A 17,468-nucleotide genomic window follows, 5' to 3' on the forward strand; every position below is an offset into this window, starting at 1 on the left:
ATGGAATCCGAAACAGCCGCCTGGATTATGACAGGAAAGCTTACATGTGCGCTTTGGCCATTCGGTTTATCCAATATAGCATGCCGGCACCGATAAGTGCACTAACTGTGCAGGCCAAATACATCATTTGGGCACCGCCGGAATAGAACAAATAGCCGTTCAGCAGGTTGCCCACAATTCCCCCCAGACCGGAGAAGACCATATTAAACAGACTTTGCCCGGTTGCCTGCATTTTTTTGCCGGATGCCCCGGCCACATACTCCACAGCAGCAACATAGAACAGCCCGAAGGACAGGCCGTGCAGCACCTGAATCCCGACCATCACCGCCGGAACGGGGAAGAGCCACTGAATGCCCCAGCGCAGCGCATAAAAGAATGCCGCCAGCAGCAGCGTCCGTTCGTGCCCGATTCCCCTGAGAATTCTGGCTGCGAGCAGCATCGACGGAATATTCGTCAAGGAGGCCAGCAGCAGCGCTGTCCCGACCAGGGAATAGCTGCCGCCCGCCTCCTGAAAGGCCAGGACGAAGAACGAGTTGTAGGCCGTGAGCGTCTGGTTGACGAAAAAGCAGGCAATCAGAAACAGCACAAACAGGCGGTTCCCCAGCAGCTCCTTCATACCTTGCGACAGTGAAATGGCCGATGCCTTGCTCTCCGTGCTGCGCGACAGGGTTAATACCGTTGCTGCTCCTGCCAGGCTTAAGAGCAGAAAGGGCAGCCATAGCCGGGTAATTTCAAAATGGGAAAGATAGAACCCTCCGGCGTATCCGCCGAGCGCTGTTCCCAGACTGCCCAGACTGCGGATCGTTCCATACGAGGTCCGGCCCTTCGCCGCTGCGGTAACCGCATAGGAATCCGCCACCGGACTTTGGGTAGCCTGAAATACAATTGACAGCACGTAGACCATCACAATGACTGCGGCATATTGAACACCATAGAAGAAAGACAAGACAGCCGGAACAGAAATACTCAATACCAGCACCAGCTTCGTCTGACGGTACCTGTCCACCAGCATTCCCCATACCGGCTGCACTGCAATAGACAGCAGGGTGCCTGCAGACATAAGCATCCCGACTACATTGGCTCCGATGCCCTGATGTACAAACAAGGTTGTTATATATGGATTAAAGAGGCCGCCTGCCAGGCCCGTAAGCAAATAGAGTAATCGAAGCTTGAGCAGCTCCCGCTTGGCTTCCAAAGGTATTATCGCCGTATTTTCCATGGTGCATTCTTCCTTTACCTCAAAATAACCCCACAAAGTGGTGCTTTGGCGCAGATGATTACTCCAGGGTAACCGCGTGTTTACAGCCTCTCTTTCAAAAAGATAGACCTCAAGGCCAGCTTGAGGTCCATCTTCACAGGCCTTGTTTTAGTCTGCAGCAGGGTCCAGCCTCAGCGTAAAGGACATGACCTGCACTCCGTCCTCGGGACGGTGCAGATAGATAATCTCCAGCTGCCTGCCTGCTTCTTCCCGCCAAACAGAAGGTGCCGGCGCAGCCGCAGCTATGCTGCAGCCCAGTCCCGGCAACGCCCAGTAGCCGGAGGAAATCGCCGCCGCCGCAAGCCCCGTGCCGGTAATCTCAAACAGCACCTCTACCGGGACCTCTGTATCCAGCCGGACAGAGACAGCCAGCAGATCCTTCTCTGCCGCAGCCTCAAAGGTAATCCCCCGCAGATGGCTGTTCCAGCTCTTGCCCTTCTCCCTGCGGATTAAGCGCAGATAGTAGCGGGAACCGTCAGTATGGCTCCAGTGAATCGTTGCCGGATGCATCTGGCCGTTCGTATTGCGGCTTCCTGACATCGCACCGAGCATCCGCGATTCTTCGATCCAGGCCGCAGCAGTGCACAGATTGCGGTTCTCGCCCGGCTTATCCCGCTCACACAGCTCACGGAACTGCTTCTCTGCTCTGCGGCTGCCGCCGAAGCCGGTAAACACGGGCAACAGCTCCGCAGGGATCCGGACACCTGCCAGTGCAATCAGCGGATCATGGGTCGTCTCGCAGTTAGGCGCTGCCAGATGCTCATAACCCGCTCCCAGCGCCAGATACAGGAATACGCCGATCGAGCTGTGACCTGTCATCTCCATCTCATAAGCCCGGGAGAATGGTCCGGACAGATTCTCCAGTAACGGATGATAGAACATTGCGATATTCCTCCACAAGCCCCGCTCCAAAACCTGAGCGGTCTCCCTGAAACCGGCAGATTTCCCATAGGTCCGCCACAGGCCCAGCACCGTTAAATCTACGCCGTAATAAGTCGTTGTATTGAACTCGGCAACAGAGCCGAATTCATTATACGCCGCAAGGAAAGCGGCAGCCTCCCGCCCGGCATGGCTGATCCAGTCCTCCCGGGCGAACCTGTGCCCGTAATAATGAACAATGAAGATATGCATCAGCTCAATATTAGTGTTCATAGGCACCGCATCGGATAACCGCCGGTCAATGGAAGCTGCGACCGCCAGCTCCATCGACGCCTCCATCAGCATGATCAGCTCTCCCGGCAGAACATCCGAGAATTCCTCCAGAATGACCGCGAAAGTGCTAGCTATGAACTCGCGCCAGTTCGGATCATAGCTCGCCCACACCGGAGGCAATACTTCATCAACTGCCGCCTGCAAAGCCTGCCGGATACGCCGCTCGTCAAACTCCGGCAGAACATGACTTATTTCCCGGGAAAGTGCGCTGCCGAGCCTTCTGCCGATTTTATCTGTAGTTTCACTGAGAAAGTAAGTAAATCCGGGGGCAAACTTCTTCCACGCATAGTTTCCTGCCGGCGGCAGTGCCGCCTGAGGCGACACGCGGAAAGTCCCGTGATAAATTTCATCAGGAGCATTAAATTGCAGTGCCATTACCCGCCTCAGCAGCCGGCAGGCCAGCTCCAGATCCCCTTCGCCGCCGCGGATCAGCAGTCCCAGTGCATAATGGGCACTGCTGCGCGTATTGTGACGGTCACTTCGCTCCTCATCAATCAGCAGCTCCATCTCTGCATCATAGAATGAATCCATCAGTTCCATCGCCTGATCTACCAGATAACGCTGTCTTTCCGTAAGCCTGTCTATCATCGCTTGTGTCACTGTCCTTCCCCCTCTTCCTCAGCCTTTGACTGCACCGGCCATCATTCCGCTGATGAAATAACGCTGCAGGAACGGATACACAATCAGAATCGGCACCGTAGAGAAAACTACGCTCGCCGCCTTCAAGCTCTCCGGCATCAGCTGGGCCATGCCCAATCCCTCCTGCTGCATCAGCTCGCTGACCTGATTGTTCTGGATCATCTGATACAGCTTCAACTGCAGCGGGTAAAGAGCCGGACGGTTAATATACATCAGCGCATCCTGGAATCCGTTCCAGCGGCCGACAGCATAGAATAAGCTGAGGGTAGCCAGCGAAGGCAGCGACAACGGCAGAATAATGCGGAACAGTGTTCCCAGATGCGATGTGCCGTCAATCTCAGCCGCCTCTTCCAGGCTCTTCGGAATGCTATTAAAGAATGAGATCAGAATAATCATATAGAAGGGGCTGATCAAGCCCGGCAGCACCAGCGCCCACACCGTATCCAGCAGATGAAGATTGCGGATCAGAATATAATCGGGAATGATCCCCCCGCTGAAGAACATCGTAATCACTATAATCAGCATGAACCATTTCCGCCCGCGCAGCTCCTTCTTGGATAAGGAATAGGCAACAGCTATTGTCATGGCCATAGACAGTACAGTAGCCAGAATAGTCAGCATAATGGTGAAGCCTAAGGAACGGATCATTGACATATCAGAGAAGACCTTGGCGTACGCCTCATAAGTGAATTCCCTTGGGAAGAAGGTCACCAGCCCCGACATGATCGGACGGCTTGAACTGAGTGAGATGGCAATAATATGAATAAAAGGCATCAGGCAGACCAGAATTACAGCGGTTATAATCAAGATATTAAAGATATCAAATATCCGGTTTGTTGCGCGTTCGCTCATGCTTTTTCCCCCTCATCTCTGTTTGTTAATCCGGACTAGAGAATACTCTCATCCGCCAGCTTCTTGGATGCATAATTCGCTCCGAGCAGGAAAACTAGTCCGACCAGGGCCTGGAACAACCCGACCGCAGTTGCCAGTGAGATTTGCCCGGACTCTATGCCGACCCGGTAGACAAAGGTACTAAGTACTTCAGAATAATCACGTACAGCTACATTGCCGATGATAAACGGACGGTCAAAGCCAATGGAGATCATATTGCCCAGGTTGATAATAAGCAGGGTAGCAATCGTTGTTTTGATGCCCGGAAGAGAGATGTGAAGAATCTTCTTGAACCTTCCTGCACCATCCACCTCAGCGGCTTCGAACAGCTCTTTGTTAATTCCGGTCAGGGCTGCCAGGTACAGAATCGTTCCCCAGCCCGCACTCTGCCACACCCCGACCAGCAGGTATGTAATCAGCCAGTAATGCTTATTGGAGAGAAAAGGAACCGCGTCCAGCCCTATGCCGGTCAGCAGATTGTTAAGGAAGCCCGATTCTGTACCGAACACCTGAAGCACGATGCCGCCGATAATAACCCATGAAATGAAATGCGGAATATACAGAATAGTCTGGGCAAATTTCTTGAACCAGATGACCTTCAGCTCATAGAGCATAATCGCCAGAATCAGCGGTGCGGGAAATGAAATAATCAGGTCCAGCAGATTGAGCAGAAGTGTATTGCGCAGCGCCTTGAAGAAATCATTGTTATGAAAAACCTCGCGGAAAATGTCCAGTCCGACCCATTCACTCCCGCCGATGCCTTGAAAGAAGTTGAATTCCTTAAAAGCAATCTGCACCCCGTACATCGGCCCGTATTTAAACAACAGGAAATAAATGACCGGCAGTACAAGCAAAGCATACAGCTGCCAGTTTCTGCGTAAATAAGTCGTGTTCCTCACTGCCTTCACTCTCCTGTCCTTTGTCTGAGGCGGCGGCTGAAGACCCTTAAGCAGGCCTCCAGCAGATCACCGTCAGCTATCTGTATCCCTCTATTTGGATGTCATTTCTTTATAAGCCGCAGTACGCTCATCCAGAATCGCCTGGCCGCCGCTTGCCATATAATCTTTAATCATCGAGTCATATATGCTGTCGAACTGCTCAGGCTTGATCATAGTCAGCTTGACAATGATTTCCTGGAACTTATCCGCAAGCGCCGTACCGTATTTCGCCTCGGCCTCGATCGGATGACCGAACCGCACCGGCTGAATTGTATCGACATTGGAGATTTCTACCGACTTCTTCATATCCGCCTGGAATTTCTCCGGGGTCTGGGCAATGTAAGCCGCCTCATTCTTCGCATCATCACCGGCGAATTTACCGTTAACGATAATCGCAACATCACCAAAGTTATACAGGCGGTCGGTGATGTCAGAGGTGGCATCCGGTTTAACGACCGGAACACCGTCCACCAGTGTGTAGTTCTCATTCTCTACACCGAACTGAATATCGAACAGATTCGTATCCGAAGCCATCCAGTCGAGATATTTCAGCGCCGCTACCGCATTGCTGCTGGATTTCGGGATCATGACATACATGGCGTTAGGGGCATAAGCCGGTTTGGCATGCTCGCCTGCATCATTCGTAAAAGTATCCACCGGAGTGATGGACGCTCCCGGCACATTAGCCTGCAGGTTCTCATAGAAGTCATTCCAGGTGAAGTAAGGTTCACCTGCATCCTCCGTATAGAAGCCTACCAGACCATTCTGCAGACTCTGCCACAGCTGTTTCTTATCTTTATCCAGGCCGAAATCCTTGCTCATCAGCCCTTCATTATAGAGCTTATTCATGAATTTCAGCGCATCCTCAAAGCCCGGCAGCAGTGCCGGATAGTCGCTTGAGCCCAGCTGCTGGGTCAGGGTATAGCGCTGTTCCTCAGTAAGCGGCTTAATAAACGACCAGATCAGCGGTTCATACTGGGCAGCCGCCAGACTTACACCGAATGGAATTACTTTGCCGCCGGTATTGCCCGGGTCTTGTTCCTTGAATGCCTTAAGTGTGTTATACAGCTCTTCGGTAGTTGACGGCGCCGGCAGACCCAGCTTATCCAGCCAGTCCTGGCGGACATAACCGGCATATTTGCCTAGCACCAGCCTTCTGCCCGGAATTGCGAACTGCTGGCCGTTATACTGTCCGTAAGCCAGCGTATCTTCACCGAGGAATTTCTTCAGATTAGGCGCATATTCATCAATAAGTTCGGTAAGATCCGTAAGTCCGCCCTGCTCTGCATAGCGGTTGAACGTACCTGAGTCATAGGTGAATACTAGATCCGGCACTTCACTCTTGCTGGCCATCAGAACATTCAGCTTCTGGATTTCTTCCGAGCGGGGAACAGGAACGAACTCTACATTAATATTGTTCGGCTCACCGAACCGCTCCTGTACAAGTCTGGTTAAGTAACTGTCAGAGATGGTGTAACCGGAAGGTGTATTGCCGCGGTCGAACAGTTCCACCTTTAATGTAGCAGGCGCGGGAGAACCGGCATTTCCGCTCGCCGTATCCTCCTTCGAAGAACACGCGGATAACAGCATTGTAGAGACCATCAGAACCGCCATTGCCGGGCTTGCCCATTTCTTAGACCCTCTTGTCGTCATTCTCTCATCACCTTTCCCCTTATCAATGTCAGAAAACTTACCTCGAATTTCCGATCACATTAGCATCAGCAACTTCGATGTCACTAAGTATTACATGAATTTGCAGAAACGTTCAATAAACCATTTTCCACTTTTCATTGGTTATAATATATGTAGGGAAAGCTGACAAACAAACAATTATCGTCCAGACAAACTGTTTTCACCCGGCAGATTTGCCGTGTTTTATGGTATTGTCGTTTAATTTGGCCTTACTGTATGTCCCCTATGCCAGCTCAAAGCCAAAGAGGCTGCCTCCGCAGAGACAACCCTCATATAATGCCTATAGTTCACACCCGGTACCTGACACCGTGAAGGACTCAGCGTGCGATAATAGCGTCGACCCGGTACCCGGTACCGCTGCCCGTCAAGGTTGCATTATAGTATCCCCGGTCATTCGGCTTACATTTATAGTCACCGGAGCAGCCGCACACAAAGAACTTCGTTCTGGGATAGTCCGGATGAATGTTTGCCAGCTTGCGGTAAAATTTATGCCCGTGATGCGTAAATATGGCCAGCACTTTATCTCTGGCTTTAACCGGGATAGACGAGAAAAATCTGGTTGTCTCCGCCGCACTTAACACATGGCTGGGCTCAACCGTAATTCCCTGCACCTTAAGGGGCCAGTGAAAATCAATAATATAGTAATGGCTGTCGTCCAGCTTCCTGAGCAGGTTAATACTCGCCGGAGTGAATATTCCAAGAGCACAGTCCAGCCATACATATTTCACCCTGCCCTTTGTACCCGGGAAATTCATCTGTCCGGCAACCGCCCCCAGATATTGTGTGAATAACGGCCGGGTGCTGGCCTCCCAATTGCCTATGGATGCTTTGTAAGGAATACTTCCAAGTGTGCCGGTTACGGTATCCTTAAAATCCTTGTAATAGGTGCCTGCATGATTTCCGTGGTCGGCCCCTGCTTGTGTATTATCCCCGCCAAAAATAAAAAAACGCTTATTGCCGCTGCCTGCTGCCTTCGGTAAAAGACTTCCAAACATGCTTAGGCTGTTCCCGTACCCCACATGACTGTCACCAAACACCGCAAACTCTATGATCTGAGCCTTTGCCATACGGTTCAATCTGCCTACGGGTCCCGTCCCTGCACGGCGCACCCGTTTCCTGCCCGATCCCGCCAGCCTTGTCATCTCAAGCCACCTCATATAAACAGATTCAGCGCTGCACTATACTGTCTACTATTTATATGCGTTTCGGCTCCCGTACTCTTGGACCGCTATACAATCCCGTAACCTGATCCAGGGGTCAATTTGCACGGAGCAATGCAATCTGCTTGGCCATATACTGCGGCGTATACGGCATATCCTCCCGGAGCCAGGCAATGATGGTTCCGATTAAGGCGGCGCTGCCGTACCAGACGGCGATATCCCTCTGCACAACTGTGTTAGAAGTCACGCTGTCAGCCCTTCCTTTATCCACACGGTCGGAAATGATGCCAGCCATCAGCCTGAACAGACGGTCCGAGAAAATCGTACTCCGCCGCGATGTAAGCACAACCTTGTAGAATTTCGCATTACCGGCGATATGACCCAGCAGACGCTCCAGCATCGGCCATTTCTCATTCTCAGACGCATCAGGATTGTCCGTATAACTGCTGACCACCTGCATGACCTCTTCGGCCATATCATCAGCCATTTTCTCCAGCATATCCGGAATATCACGGTAATGCAGATAGAAGGTCACCCGGTTAATCTTCGCACGCTCTGCGATCTTGTTGACGGTAATTTTCTCGATGCTCATTTCTTCCATCATATCAATGACAGCCTCTCTCAGCATCTGCCTGGTCCGCAGCACCCGCGGGTCGGTCCGTGGGGTTGTGTTATCCATTTCCTCCGCTCCATTCCTCAACGTTTATTTCAAAGGCTACACTTTACTCTCAAATGTCGCTTTTCTTCTGCATAGACTACATTTTGCTTTCACACGTAAACTAATAAACATTTTTTCAGAAATCGTTGCTTGATTACATGAAAATTTCAATTATAATCTACTTTATACCTTGTAAACTATACAACACATTGTAAATTTAGTCCATGAACGCCGATTGGAAAGGATGGAAGCAGAGTGAGTAACAAGACAGAACTAAAAGACAGTTCCATCAAAAAGGGACCCATCTTGTTTGTAATGATTCTGGGGGCCTTTCTGGCCACACTGAATCAGACGATTATGAGTGTCGCCACACCGGAGTTAATGCGTGATTTCAGCATCACAGCTGCTACGGCCCAGTGGCTGACCACCGGCTATATGCTGGTTAACGGGGTGCTGATTCCGATCACCGCCTATTTGATGCAGCGCTTTACTACGCGTGAGCTGTTCCAGGCATCGATGTTCATCTTCTTCGGAGGCACGCTCGTCTCCGCCCTCGCCGGAAGCTTCCCGGTGCTGCTGACCGGCCGGATGATTCAGGCTGCCGGCGCAGGCATTATTATGCCGCTGCTGACCAATGTCATCTTAACCCTGTTCCCGCGTGAGAAAAGAGGCGCCGCCATGGGAATGGTCGGGCTGGCCATTATCTTCGCCCCGGCGATCGGCCCTACACTGGCCGGATATATTATGGAGCATTACTCCTGGGAGACCATGTTCTACGGCATGCTGCCGCTCACTGTTATCGTTATCGTCTGCGGCTTCATCTATCTGAAAAATGTTGCCGAGCGCATGTATCCGAAAATCGACTTAACCAGCGTAATCTTGTCCACCATCGGCTTCGGAACCCTGCTGTACGGCTTCAGCCGTGCGGCCAGCGCAGGCTGGTCGAGCGCCGAGGTGCTGCTGTCGCTTGCCGCAGGCGTAATTTCACTCGGCTTGTTTGTATGGAGACAGCTTGCTTCAGCAAGCCCGCTGCTCGATCTGCGGGCGTTCAAATATAATATGTTCTCCCTGACCACTGTCATCAGTGTCGCCGTAACGATTGTGATGTATGCCGACATGATGCTGCTGCCGCTCTATCTGCAGAATGCCCGCGGCTTCACCGCAATGGAATCCGGCCTGCTGCTGCTTCCCGGCGCAGTGATCATGGGAGCGCTGATGCCCGTTACCGGCAAGCTGTTTGACCGCTTCGGTGCGAAATGGCTGGCTGTTATCGGCCTGCTGATCACCATACTGGCCACATTAAGCTTCGTGAATCTGACAGATTCAACAAGCTATGTCTACCTGATGCTCATGTCCACAGGCCGCCGGATCGGGATGGCGCTGCTGCTCATGCCGATTCAGACGCTGGGTCTCAATCAGCTGCCAAACAAGCTTAACTCCCATGGTACTGCCATCTCCAATACAGTAAGACAGGTAGCCGGTGCTGTCGGAACCTCCCTGCTGGTCACGGTCATGACCAGCAGGACCACAGCCCATATGAAGGATATTATGGTCAGCGGTGTGCAGGATACCAAGGAGCACATGATTACTGCGGCTACCATCCAGGGCATCAATGATTCTTATCTCGTCATTGTCGCCATCGGCATCATCGGTCTGGTCCTCTCCTTCTTCATTAAGCAGGTGGGCCAGGCCACCGAGAAGGAAGCTGAATTGAAGCTGGGTAAGGTTGTTGCTAAGGAAGTTTAAGCAGCGGCGGCAATTGGGTATCTGATTATGCATCATATTATAGCTCATAGCGGGTTTACGCTTAATGAGCGCAGTCTTAAGAGATCAGCGGATATCCCGCTGATCTCTTAAGTGTGTTGCAGCAGAACCCTGAGAGCTTCAGAAATTAAATGTGAGTTCGCTTGCGGCAGGTTTGTTTTATCCGAAGACGATATGTTAAGTGTACTTCGTACAGCTAAATGATCTGTTTGTCCGCACATTATCGGTTTAGCTGTATTTCATGCAACTAAACTGCCATGAGCAGCTTGTTTTAACGTATTCGGACGAATTTAGTTGCACAGAGTGCAGCTATCTGAGGCAGCATCTCCTTTTCGTTCCTTCTAATTGCACGTAAGACAACTATCCCTGAGTTTCCTCTCGAACCGAGATATATTGTCTCATTTTTGAATGAACCCGCTTCTTTAGTACAGAGGCTCTAATGGGAAGCGAAATACTTCCAAACCCCTTCCGAAATAACTTCGGTTGTTCCGTCAATCACTTTAATAGCCGTTTGATCATCCATCGCATATGCCGGCCCCCGTATCCCGGCAGCCCATTCCTCGGCAGCAGCCATGGTGTTTCCAGGCAGTTTCTCATGATCCAGATGCGGAAACATTGCAAAATCAACTAAACCCAGTGCTCCATCGCCACCGGCGGGTGGGGTCCAGCCAACGAAGAATTCCCCGACATTAGGTGCCATTACCATACTTCCGGCGCTCATTCCCACATATACTGCCTGCAGTGACGGCAAGAGCTCTGCCAGTCCGGACTGCCGCATCCAGTGGCTCAGATAGAGGGCGTCGCCGCCTGCTGCCAGGAGGACGTCCGTCTCCTGAACCAGCGGCACCCAGCGCTCTTTGTTGATGCTTGGCAGTGCGGTGAGCTCCAGTACACCAACTGACTTCCACCCGAGATCGACCATAGGATTCCCGGAGTTCCCGCTAATGAACTGCCAGGCTTCGACCCCTGGGCCTAACCAGGGGTGTCCGTACATCGCAGTGGGGATGCATAGGGCACTGGAGTCAGCAATCGGCTTGCTGAGCATGCCCACTAGCGCGTTGTGTATGCTTTTGTTATTAACACCTGCAGATGTCAGCAATAGTTTCATAACTTCACTCCTTGTCGTTGTATACGATTGCATAAACAATAAGTGGATTTATGACACTTAATCCTCTCATTATTCCCATTTCCGGACGGCAGAGGCCGAATTAAGTGCCTTTTTCCAATTAAATTCCCCATTCAGCTGATTTCATTATTATTAAATGTCATTTATCCACTTATTATCCCGGGCCCGAGGCAGGACGTCCGCACGCTGTCCGCACTTTGTCTATACACTGTCCGCACGCAGATCAGCACCGCACTTTCTGTCAGCCGTCTCGCCTAAACCAGCAGCTTGTAGTACAATAATAGTCTGGTTCCACCATTATAGTAGAAGAGTAAGAGGTGCCCTATGGCTATTAGTTTCACGAAATCCGTACACAGTAATCTAAATCAGGAAATTTCCGGAATGGAATCGAATATAGCGGAGCTCCAGAAGAAGTCCAAGCAAGTTCAGCACAAAATAACCCGGCTGGAGAAAGACTGCACACTCAGCAGCTCCCCCAGCAGTCTAAGCAGCAAATTAAGCCGGATTACGAAATTAAAAGCCGAGCTCAAAAAAATCTCCCGGCAGCAGCTGGAGCTGTCCAAGGAGATTAACCAAAAGAAGTCTAAGCGTGCCCAACTGCCCCCTGCTCCGGCAGAATAACCTGCCGGGCGGCGGCAGCCGGCAAGGAGACTTTAAGCTAATTTGACGCTCCCGGCATTATCCGTTAAGAAATTTCAGCCTGCCGATCCGCTTCACTCCTTCGGTATAAGCCCAGCTGCCGGCACCGGCCAGAAGCGTATTATGCAAAATTTTTGACGCCAGTGAAAAGGCCATGCTGCCTATCAGCATATCAATGATAACAAAACGGAAGATATCTTGCTTCGTAATCAGGTATATCTTGAACTCCTGCTTGGGACTCAGCGTGATCCTCTCCTGTCTATATGTGTTTTGTGTACCTATATGCTCCGCTGTGGTTGTCTAATGCCGGGATTCGCATATTCTGCGGCGGGCAGCGGGGTACGGATCTCCTTAATCACGCCATGCTCCAGCCGGATCTGGCGTTCCGCCAGCTCGCCGACCTCCGGTGCATGGGTAACCATAATGATCGTATGCCCTTCGCGGTGCAGCTCCTGGAACAGCTCCAGCACAATGCCTTCATTGGCCTCATCCAGATTCCCCGTCGGCTCATCCGCCAGAATCAGCGCCGGATAATTAATCAGCGCTCTGGCAATGCAGACCCGCTGCTGTTCACCGCCGGACAGCTGCCGCGGCAGATGCTTGGCCCGGCCCTCCAGTCCGACACGCGCCAGTGCGGCTAGCGCTTCCTTCTCATCCGGCATACTGTGATAGTACTGGGCAACCATTACATTCTCCAGCGCAGTCAGATGGGGAATGAGATGAAACTGCTGGAAGACCAGGCCGATTTTATCCCTGCGGATCTCGGTCAGCTTCCGCGGACTCAGCGTAGAGGTCACAATACCGTCAATCCGGATTTCGCCGCTGGTCGGCTTGTCCATCAGACCGATCATGTTCAGCATGGTGCTCTTGCCCGAGCCGGAGGAGCCCATAATCGACACCCATTCTCCCGGCTCCACGGCAAAGCTGATATCCTGCAGCGCATACAGACTGCCGTATGTTTTGCTGATGCCCGAGATTTCCAGTATACTCATCATCACTTTCCCCCTTCACTATTCCCCTTTTAATACAACTGCCGGTTCAATGCCAATGACGGTCCTGAGCGGAATTAACGAGGCCAGCCCGGCTACCAGCAGCGACGCCAGGGTAACCAGCGGAATGACCGCCCAGCGGAAGGAGATCGGGGACTGAAACACGCTTTCTCCAATCACCTGTGCCAGCCCGTAACCGAGGCCTAATCCGGCAAAAGTACCGGCCAGCGCCAGCACTGCCGCTTCACTTAAGAATTCCAGCGCCAGCGGTTTGTTCTGCGCCCCCAGCACCTTTTTGAGGGCGATCTCCGCTTTGCGCTCCATCACCATCGTCATCATCGTTGTGGCTACGCAAAGCAGCGTGGACAAGAGGATAATGGCTACAACAATGTAGACAAGCGAGCTGATTTTATCCAGCATAACTGCCTCTGAACTGGATATTTGCTTAATCGGGCTCAGCTTGAGCGCCGGATATCGATCAGTCACAGCTGCCGCCGCTGCCTCCAGCCCGTCCCCCGTTACACTGAAGTAAGCGGCGTTAGCCAGCTTCTCCTGATGGAACAGCTTTTGCGCATCCGTAAGGTTAATGAAGATCTGATTGTCCTCCGTCCCGCCGCTGCTGATAATTCCCGTTACCGTCACCTGCTGTTCATTGCCTGTAACCGGGTCCTTCATCGGCAGCACTGTGCCGAGCTTATAGCCAAGCTTCTCGGATACATCCTTGCCGACCATGGCAATCCCGGTAGCCTTCCGGTCCGTATTGATCTCGCCCGTGATTTCCCAGTAAGGCGTAATCTTCGGTATCTGGTCAAACCAGGTGCCTATTACCACCAGACGGCGTGTGTAAAAGTTAGCCAGCCCGTACAGATACGGGGTGTAGCCGACTATTTTATCCTCCGGAAAAATACCGGATATCTCCTGAACCACACTTTGCTCAAATACGCTGTCCTGCGCATCTTCACCGGGGGTCAGAATCAGATTCGCTCCATAGGAGCGGAATTCCATCCCCATCTTCACACTGATATCATAGTAGACACTAATCAGACCCGAAATGACCGCAGTGCCCACGATAATGGCAAACAGGGCAATCAGCATTCTTGATTTCCGTTTGCGGAATGAGCTCACCAGCATGGTCAGGAACATCCTTGACTTGCGCATTATATCCTCCTATCTGCCGCCCCGCATGACATGGGCAGGGTGAAGCCGGATTACCATCCGCATGGCTGAATAGCTCCCGGCCAGAGTCAGGAGCACAGACAGCAGCAGCACCAGCGGAAGAACCAGACCCTTGAACGAAAGCGTAGTATCAAACACGGTACGGTCAATAATATATGCAAAGCCAAGCCCCGTGCCGTAACCGAGCAGCCCGCCTAGAATGCCTGAAATCACCGCCTCTGTCAAAAACAGTGCAAGAACCGCCGTCCCCTGTGCCCCGAGCGCCTTCATCAGCCCGATCTCCTTGCTGCGCTCCAGCACCTTTGTCGTCATGAGGCCCGAAATGCCAAGTCCCGAGCTGATCAATGCGGCAACGGTCAGGATCAGCATCAGCAGCTGTATTTTATTCAGAATAATCCCCTCAGATTCTGCTACCTGGCGGATCACTTTGGCTTCCGTTCCGGGCAGCGCCTTCTCAATCTGATAAGCAATCGCACTGACATAGGCGGTACAATACCAGGTCTCATAGTCCTTGGCAGACAAGGTTTCCGGATTCAGCGCCGCCCGCCGGGCCAGTTCATTCTCCGGGGTGGTCAGCGCACTGACCTCCACCTTGCCCACTTTGCCGGAAAGGCCCAGCGCCTGCTGTAATGTGCTAAGGGGAACGTAAATTTTGTTATCATCCGTTCCGCCGCCGCTGACCACGCCGCTGACCTTGAGCGGAAGACTTGGCGCACTGCCTTTGGCTCCGACATCGACCTGGAGTGTCTGCCCCGGAGTAATCCCGAGCTGCCGGGCCAATCCGGCGCCAACCATCGCGCTGCCGCTCTCCTCATCATTCACCCAGCTGCCTTCCACCTGCCACCAGGTTTTGAGCTGCGTTATGCCGGTATTAATCTGCTCACCTGTCGGCAGATCCAGCCGCTTGTTAAACCAGGTGCCCACTACCCCGACCGGATGGCTGATATCCGCCACAGTGGCAGTGGCCTCCAGATAGGGAGTGAACGCTACGATATTATAGGCCCAAAAAATCGTCTTAATCTTCGGCAGCTCAGTCTCCTCAATAAATTGCCGGTCCGCCAGCGGATTGAAGTCAATGCCGTCGATCTCAGCAGGCAAGGCATCCATTTTGGGAACTACCTGCAGATTGGCGCCGTATGTTTTCAATTCCCTGTTCATCTTGTCGCCTACATCCAGAGAAACATTCAGCATCGCGGTAGCGAGGGAAGCTCCAAACGCAATCGTAATGATCAGCAGAAGCTTGCCTTTAAAGCCGACGGTAAATGCTTTGGCTAGCATTCTAGCAAACATGATTCCATCCCCAATCCATATAAAGCGGCTGTCACTTTAGTTGAACATATCTTCCTGATGAAAAGTATCCGTTTCCTTCTCCAGATCACAGCTGGCGATAATCAGATTGCCCTTATCCATCCGGTAGACCAGCGGAATCGGGTTACAGCCGCCCTCGAAGCCGATGGTCGGAATATTCATAATGACATCGCATTTGCGGCAGATGATCTTTCCGTTCTTCTGGTAATAGCCGGATGATCCGCATATTTTACAGGCATCGAACCCGACGCCGTACATCGTTTCCGACTTGCGGATAATAATGAAGCGGACCAGCGTTCCGTCTGCCGCCGTATAGCCGAAGCGGTGAAGATTATGATCATCCACCTCTGCGGCGGGAATGACCACCTGATGCTCGGCATTCGGTGTGACCGGCTCGGCCGGGGACAATTCCACCGTCTGGTTTGCAAGCACCGCCTCAACACCGAGCAGCACCGGAATCATCACCATCAGAGCAGCAGCGGCAGCCATCCAGCGTCTGCTGCTGCGCAGCCCTGCTTTGAATTTCCTGCGCACCGCCGGGTTCCATTCTCCGTTCATCACTTGCTTGTTCTTCATAGCATGCCAGAGAATCAGCACAGTCCACAGAAGCGCAGCCCCGAGCAGTACATACAGATACTTATCCATATTGTTAATGACCGGGATCAGAATCTTCATTGCCAGCGGTGTCAGCGGAAATACACCTCTGGCAAACAGAATCTGCACGACCGTGAACAGCTGATTCAGCATCAAAGCTGCCAGAAGCACGGCACTTCCTGCTAAGGAGCTGCGGACCGGCAACACCCTGGCGCTTCTGAGAAAGGACATCCCAAAGATGAAGCAGAGCAGCAGACCGAGTCCGCCGCCGGAGAACTTCAGCACCAGCTCCGTATTCACCACACTGTAGGTCTGGATAAAGATGCTGCTTGGAAACAAGAGAAGCCGCATCAGCGGCAGGATGGTCAGTGCTGCTGCCGAGATAACCGTAAATACGGTCTCTGCAGCAGCGCTATTCCATTGAAGCTTCTTGAACCGCTTGCCCCCGGAACGCGGTCCCCGGAGTTCCCTGCTCATCCAGATCACCAGGAGGATTTCCAGTACGAAGCACAGGGCCATCATCCAGCCGGTGAAGCTTTCCTTCTTCGGACCCGATACCTTCAGCGGGTACAGCACCAGCCAGCCGGCTGCTGCGGCGGCTCCAGCCCCCGCATATACCCATTTCACCAGCCGGAGCTTACCGGCATGCCGCAGCCAAATTATCATAACGGCTATTAGCAGCGCAGCTTCGAATCCGTTTCCCAGCATAATCGCAATCGCTTTTAACAATGTATATTCACCACTCTGTCCCGGTTAACTTAACCGATGATCTTACCAGGTTCTTGGCACCCAAGGGAATTCCCAGGTCAAGCTGATCGGCTCTTGCCAGAAGCGGGCTTGCACGCCGGTAGCCTTATCTGTATGCAGCAGGTAGTCCATTTTCTCCGGCGATTCAATTACGTAGTTAAGAATGTAATCTCCCGCACCATCCAGCTTAACATTGGCGCCATAGTGTGCACCGTCCGAAGCATTCATCGGCATGAAGGTTCCTTCAGAAACCACCTTATCGGTGGACTTGGCCTTAATCTGATAATGAACGGTCAGGTAAGGGATAAACTCGCCGATTCCGAATCCGGTCTCATTGCCTTCCAGGGCAGCAATATCAGCCTCCAGGTGGAAGTCCGACTGGGCGGCTGCCAGTCCGGCCTTGTCCATAGGCTCCATATCTACCGGCTGCAGATAGAGGGCGCCAATCTTCATGCCTTCCACTTCCTGCTCTTCACCGATCGGGAATTCTTCAAAGGCAGGTGCTTCGTCAGCTGCTGCATTAACCTCTGTATTGTTAGCTGCGGCAGCCGAGTTGTTGCCTGCTGCGTTGTTGCCCGAGCTGCAGCCAACCAGGCTTGCGGATAAAGCCAGAATAATGCCTGTCATCAGTAAATAGCTTTGAACTTTCTTCATTTCCATTACACCCCTATTAATAT

Annotated in this window: 16 protein-coding genes; 2 read left to right on the forward strand and 14 right to left on the reverse strand. The window is 52.3% G+C overall.

The features are described 5' to 3' along the window. Window positions 1-40: 40 nt before the first annotated feature. The 7 genes from LOS79_RS16555 to LOS79_RS16585 all read right to left on the reverse strand — a co-directional run bounded on the left by LOS79_RS16555 (window position 41) and on the right by LOS79_RS16585 (window position 8,469). The gene (locus tag LOS79_RS16555) at window positions 41-1,219 is read right to left on the reverse strand and encodes an MFS transporter (RefSeq protein ID WP_315421880.1); all 1,179 of its coding nucleotides are present in this window, start codon (window positions 1,217-1,219) and stop codon (window positions 41-43) included. Window positions 1,220-1,366: 147 nt separating this feature from the next. Continuing rightward, window positions 1,367-3,070: a DUF8769 domain-containing protein gene (locus tag LOS79_RS16560; protein ID WP_315421882.1), complete on the reverse strand. Its 1,704-nt coding sequence runs from the start codon at window positions 3,068-3,070 to the stop codon at window positions 1,367-1,369. An 18-nt stretch (window positions 3,071-3,088) separates the two neighbouring features. Then, on the reverse strand, window positions 3,089-3,961 hold the full coding sequence (locus LOS79_RS16565; RefSeq protein ID WP_315421885.1) for a carbohydrate ABC transporter permease: 873 nt from the start codon (window positions 3,959-3,961) through the stop codon (window positions 3,089-3,091). Between the two features lie 35 nt (window positions 3,962-3,996). Then, the gene (locus LOS79_RS16570) at window positions 3,997-4,899 is read right to left on the reverse strand and encodes an ABC transporter permease (protein WP_315421888.1); all 903 of its coding nucleotides are present in this window, start codon (window positions 4,897-4,899) and stop codon (window positions 3,997-3,999) included. 90 nt (window positions 4,900-4,989) lie between these two features. Further along, window positions 4,990-6,591, reverse strand: coding sequence for an extracellular solute-binding protein (locus LOS79_RS16575; protein WP_315421891.1), 1,602 nt, complete (start codon window positions 6,589-6,591; stop codon window positions 4,990-4,992). Between the two features lie 356 nt (window positions 6,592-6,947). After that, window positions 6,948-7,772, reverse strand: coding sequence for a metallophosphoesterase (locus LOS79_RS16580; RefSeq protein ID WP_315421893.1), 825 nt, complete (start codon window positions 7,770-7,772; stop codon window positions 6,948-6,950). A gap of 115 nt (window positions 7,773-7,887) precedes the next feature. After that, a complete protein-coding gene (locus tag LOS79_RS16585) occupies window positions 7,888-8,469 on the reverse strand; it encodes a TetR/AcrR family transcriptional regulator (RefSeq protein WP_315411027.1) in 582 nt (193 codons plus the stop codon). A gap of 234 nt (window positions 8,470-8,703) precedes the next feature. Between LOS79_RS16585 and LOS79_RS16590 the strand changes: the two genes are divergently transcribed. After that, a complete protein-coding gene (locus tag LOS79_RS16590) occupies window positions 8,704-10,194 on the forward strand; it encodes a DHA2 family efflux MFS transporter permease subunit (RefSeq protein ID WP_397386657.1) in 1,491 nt (496 codons plus the stop codon). Between the two features lie 454 nt (window positions 10,195-10,648). On the opposite strand, the gene LOS79_RS16595 is transcribed toward LOS79_RS16590, so the two are convergent. After that, the gene (locus LOS79_RS16595) at window positions 10,649-11,320 is read right to left on the reverse strand and encodes a Type 1 glutamine amidotransferase-like domain-containing protein (protein ID WP_315411029.1); all 672 of its coding nucleotides are present in this window, start codon (window positions 11,318-11,320) and stop codon (window positions 10,649-10,651) included. Between the two features lie 342 nt (window positions 11,321-11,662). On the opposite strand from LOS79_RS16595, the gene LOS79_RS16600 reads away from it, so the two are divergent. Further along, on the forward strand, window positions 11,663-11,959 hold the full coding sequence (locus LOS79_RS16600; protein ID WP_315411032.1) for a hypothetical protein: 297 nt from the start codon (window positions 11,663-11,665) through the stop codon (window positions 11,957-11,959). 57 nt (window positions 11,960-12,016) lie between these two features. Here the strand turns inward: LOS79_RS16600 and LOS79_RS16605 are convergent, their stop codons facing one another. From LOS79_RS16605 to LOS79_RS16630, 6 genes are all read right to left on the reverse strand, one after another. After that, window positions 12,017-12,148 (reverse strand): hypothetical protein, encoded by a 132-nt coding sequence (locus LOS79_RS16605; RefSeq protein ID WP_315411034.1) that lies wholly within the window; start codon window positions 12,146-12,148, stop codon window positions 12,017-12,019. 107 nt (window positions 12,149-12,255) lie between these two features. Beyond that, on the reverse strand, window positions 12,256-12,969 hold the full coding sequence (locus LOS79_RS16610) for an ABC transporter ATP-binding protein (RefSeq protein WP_315422286.1): 714 nt from the start codon (window positions 12,967-12,969) through the stop codon (window positions 12,256-12,258). Between the two features lie 18 nt (window positions 12,970-12,987). Then, window positions 12,988-14,124, reverse strand: a complete 1,137-nt coding sequence (locus LOS79_RS16615) for an ABC transporter permease (protein WP_315411036.1) — start codon at window positions 14,122-14,124, stop codon at window positions 12,988-12,990. Between the two features lie 9 nt (window positions 14,125-14,133). Continuing rightward, window positions 14,134-15,432, reverse strand: coding sequence for an ABC transporter permease (locus LOS79_RS16620; protein WP_315411038.1), 1,299 nt, complete (start codon window positions 15,430-15,432; stop codon window positions 14,134-14,136). A 36-nt stretch (window positions 15,433-15,468) separates the two neighbouring features. Beyond that, window positions 15,469-16,773: a Fe-S-containing protein gene (locus tag LOS79_RS16625; RefSeq protein ID WP_315411040.1), complete on the reverse strand. Its 1,305-nt coding sequence runs from the start codon at window positions 16,771-16,773 to the stop codon at window positions 15,469-15,471. A 42-nt stretch (window positions 16,774-16,815) separates the two neighbouring features. Further along, window positions 16,816-17,445, reverse strand: a complete 630-nt coding sequence (locus LOS79_RS16630; protein ID WP_315411042.1) for an iron transporter — start codon at window positions 17,443-17,445, stop codon at window positions 16,816-16,818. Window positions 17,446-17,468: the final 23 nt, after the last annotated feature.

Origin of the sequence: Paenibacillus sp. MMS20-IR301, assembly GCF_032302195.1 — a bacterium.
GTDB lineage: Bacteria > Bacillota > Bacilli > Paenibacillales > Paenibacillaceae > Paenibacillus_AQ.

Coding starts and splice junctions, on each gene's coding strand:
- LOS79_RS16600 (WP_315411032.1), top strand. CDS start 11,663: ATGGCTATTAGTTTCACGAAATCCGTACACAGTAATCTAAATCAGGAA.
- LOS79_RS16595 (WP_315411029.1), bottom strand. CDS start 11,320: ATGAAACTATTGCTGACATCTGCAGGTGTTAATAACAAAAGCATACAC.
- LOS79_RS16565 (WP_315421885.1), bottom strand. CDS start 3,961: ATGAGCGAACGCGCAACAAACCGGATATTTGATATCTTTAATATCTTG.
- LOS79_RS16615 (WP_315411036.1), bottom strand. CDS start 14,124: ATGCGCAAGTCAAGGATGTTCCTGACCATGCTGGTGAGCTCATTCCGC.
- LOS79_RS16580 (WP_315421893.1), bottom strand. CDS start 7,772: ATGACAAGGCTGGCGGGATCGGGCAGGAAACGGGTGCGCCGTGCAGGG.
- LOS79_RS16575 (WP_315421891.1), bottom strand. CDS start 6,591: ATGACGACAAGAGGGTCTAAGAAATGGGCAAGCCCGGCAATGGCGGTT.
- LOS79_RS16585 (WP_315411027.1), bottom strand. CDS start 8,469: ATGGATAACACAACCCCACGGACCGACCCGCGGGTGCTGCGGACCAGG.
- LOS79_RS16610 (WP_315422286.1), bottom strand. CDS start 12,969: ATGAGTATACTGGAAATCTCGGGCATCAGCAAAACATACGGCAGTCTG.
- LOS79_RS16620 (WP_315411038.1), bottom strand. CDS start 15,432: ATGTTTGCTAGAATGCTAGCCAAAGCATTTACCGTCGGCTTTAAAGGC.
- LOS79_RS16605 (WP_315411034.1), bottom strand. CDS start 12,148: ATGCTGATAGGCAGCATGGCCTTTTCACTGGCGTCAAAAATTTTGCAT.
- LOS79_RS16555 (WP_315421880.1), bottom strand. CDS start 1,219: ATGGAAAATACGGCGATAATACCTTTGGAAGCCAAGCGGGAGCTGCTC.
- LOS79_RS16630 (WP_315411042.1), bottom strand. CDS start 17,445: ATGAAGAAAGTTCAAAGCTATTTACTGATGACAGGCATTATTCTGGCT.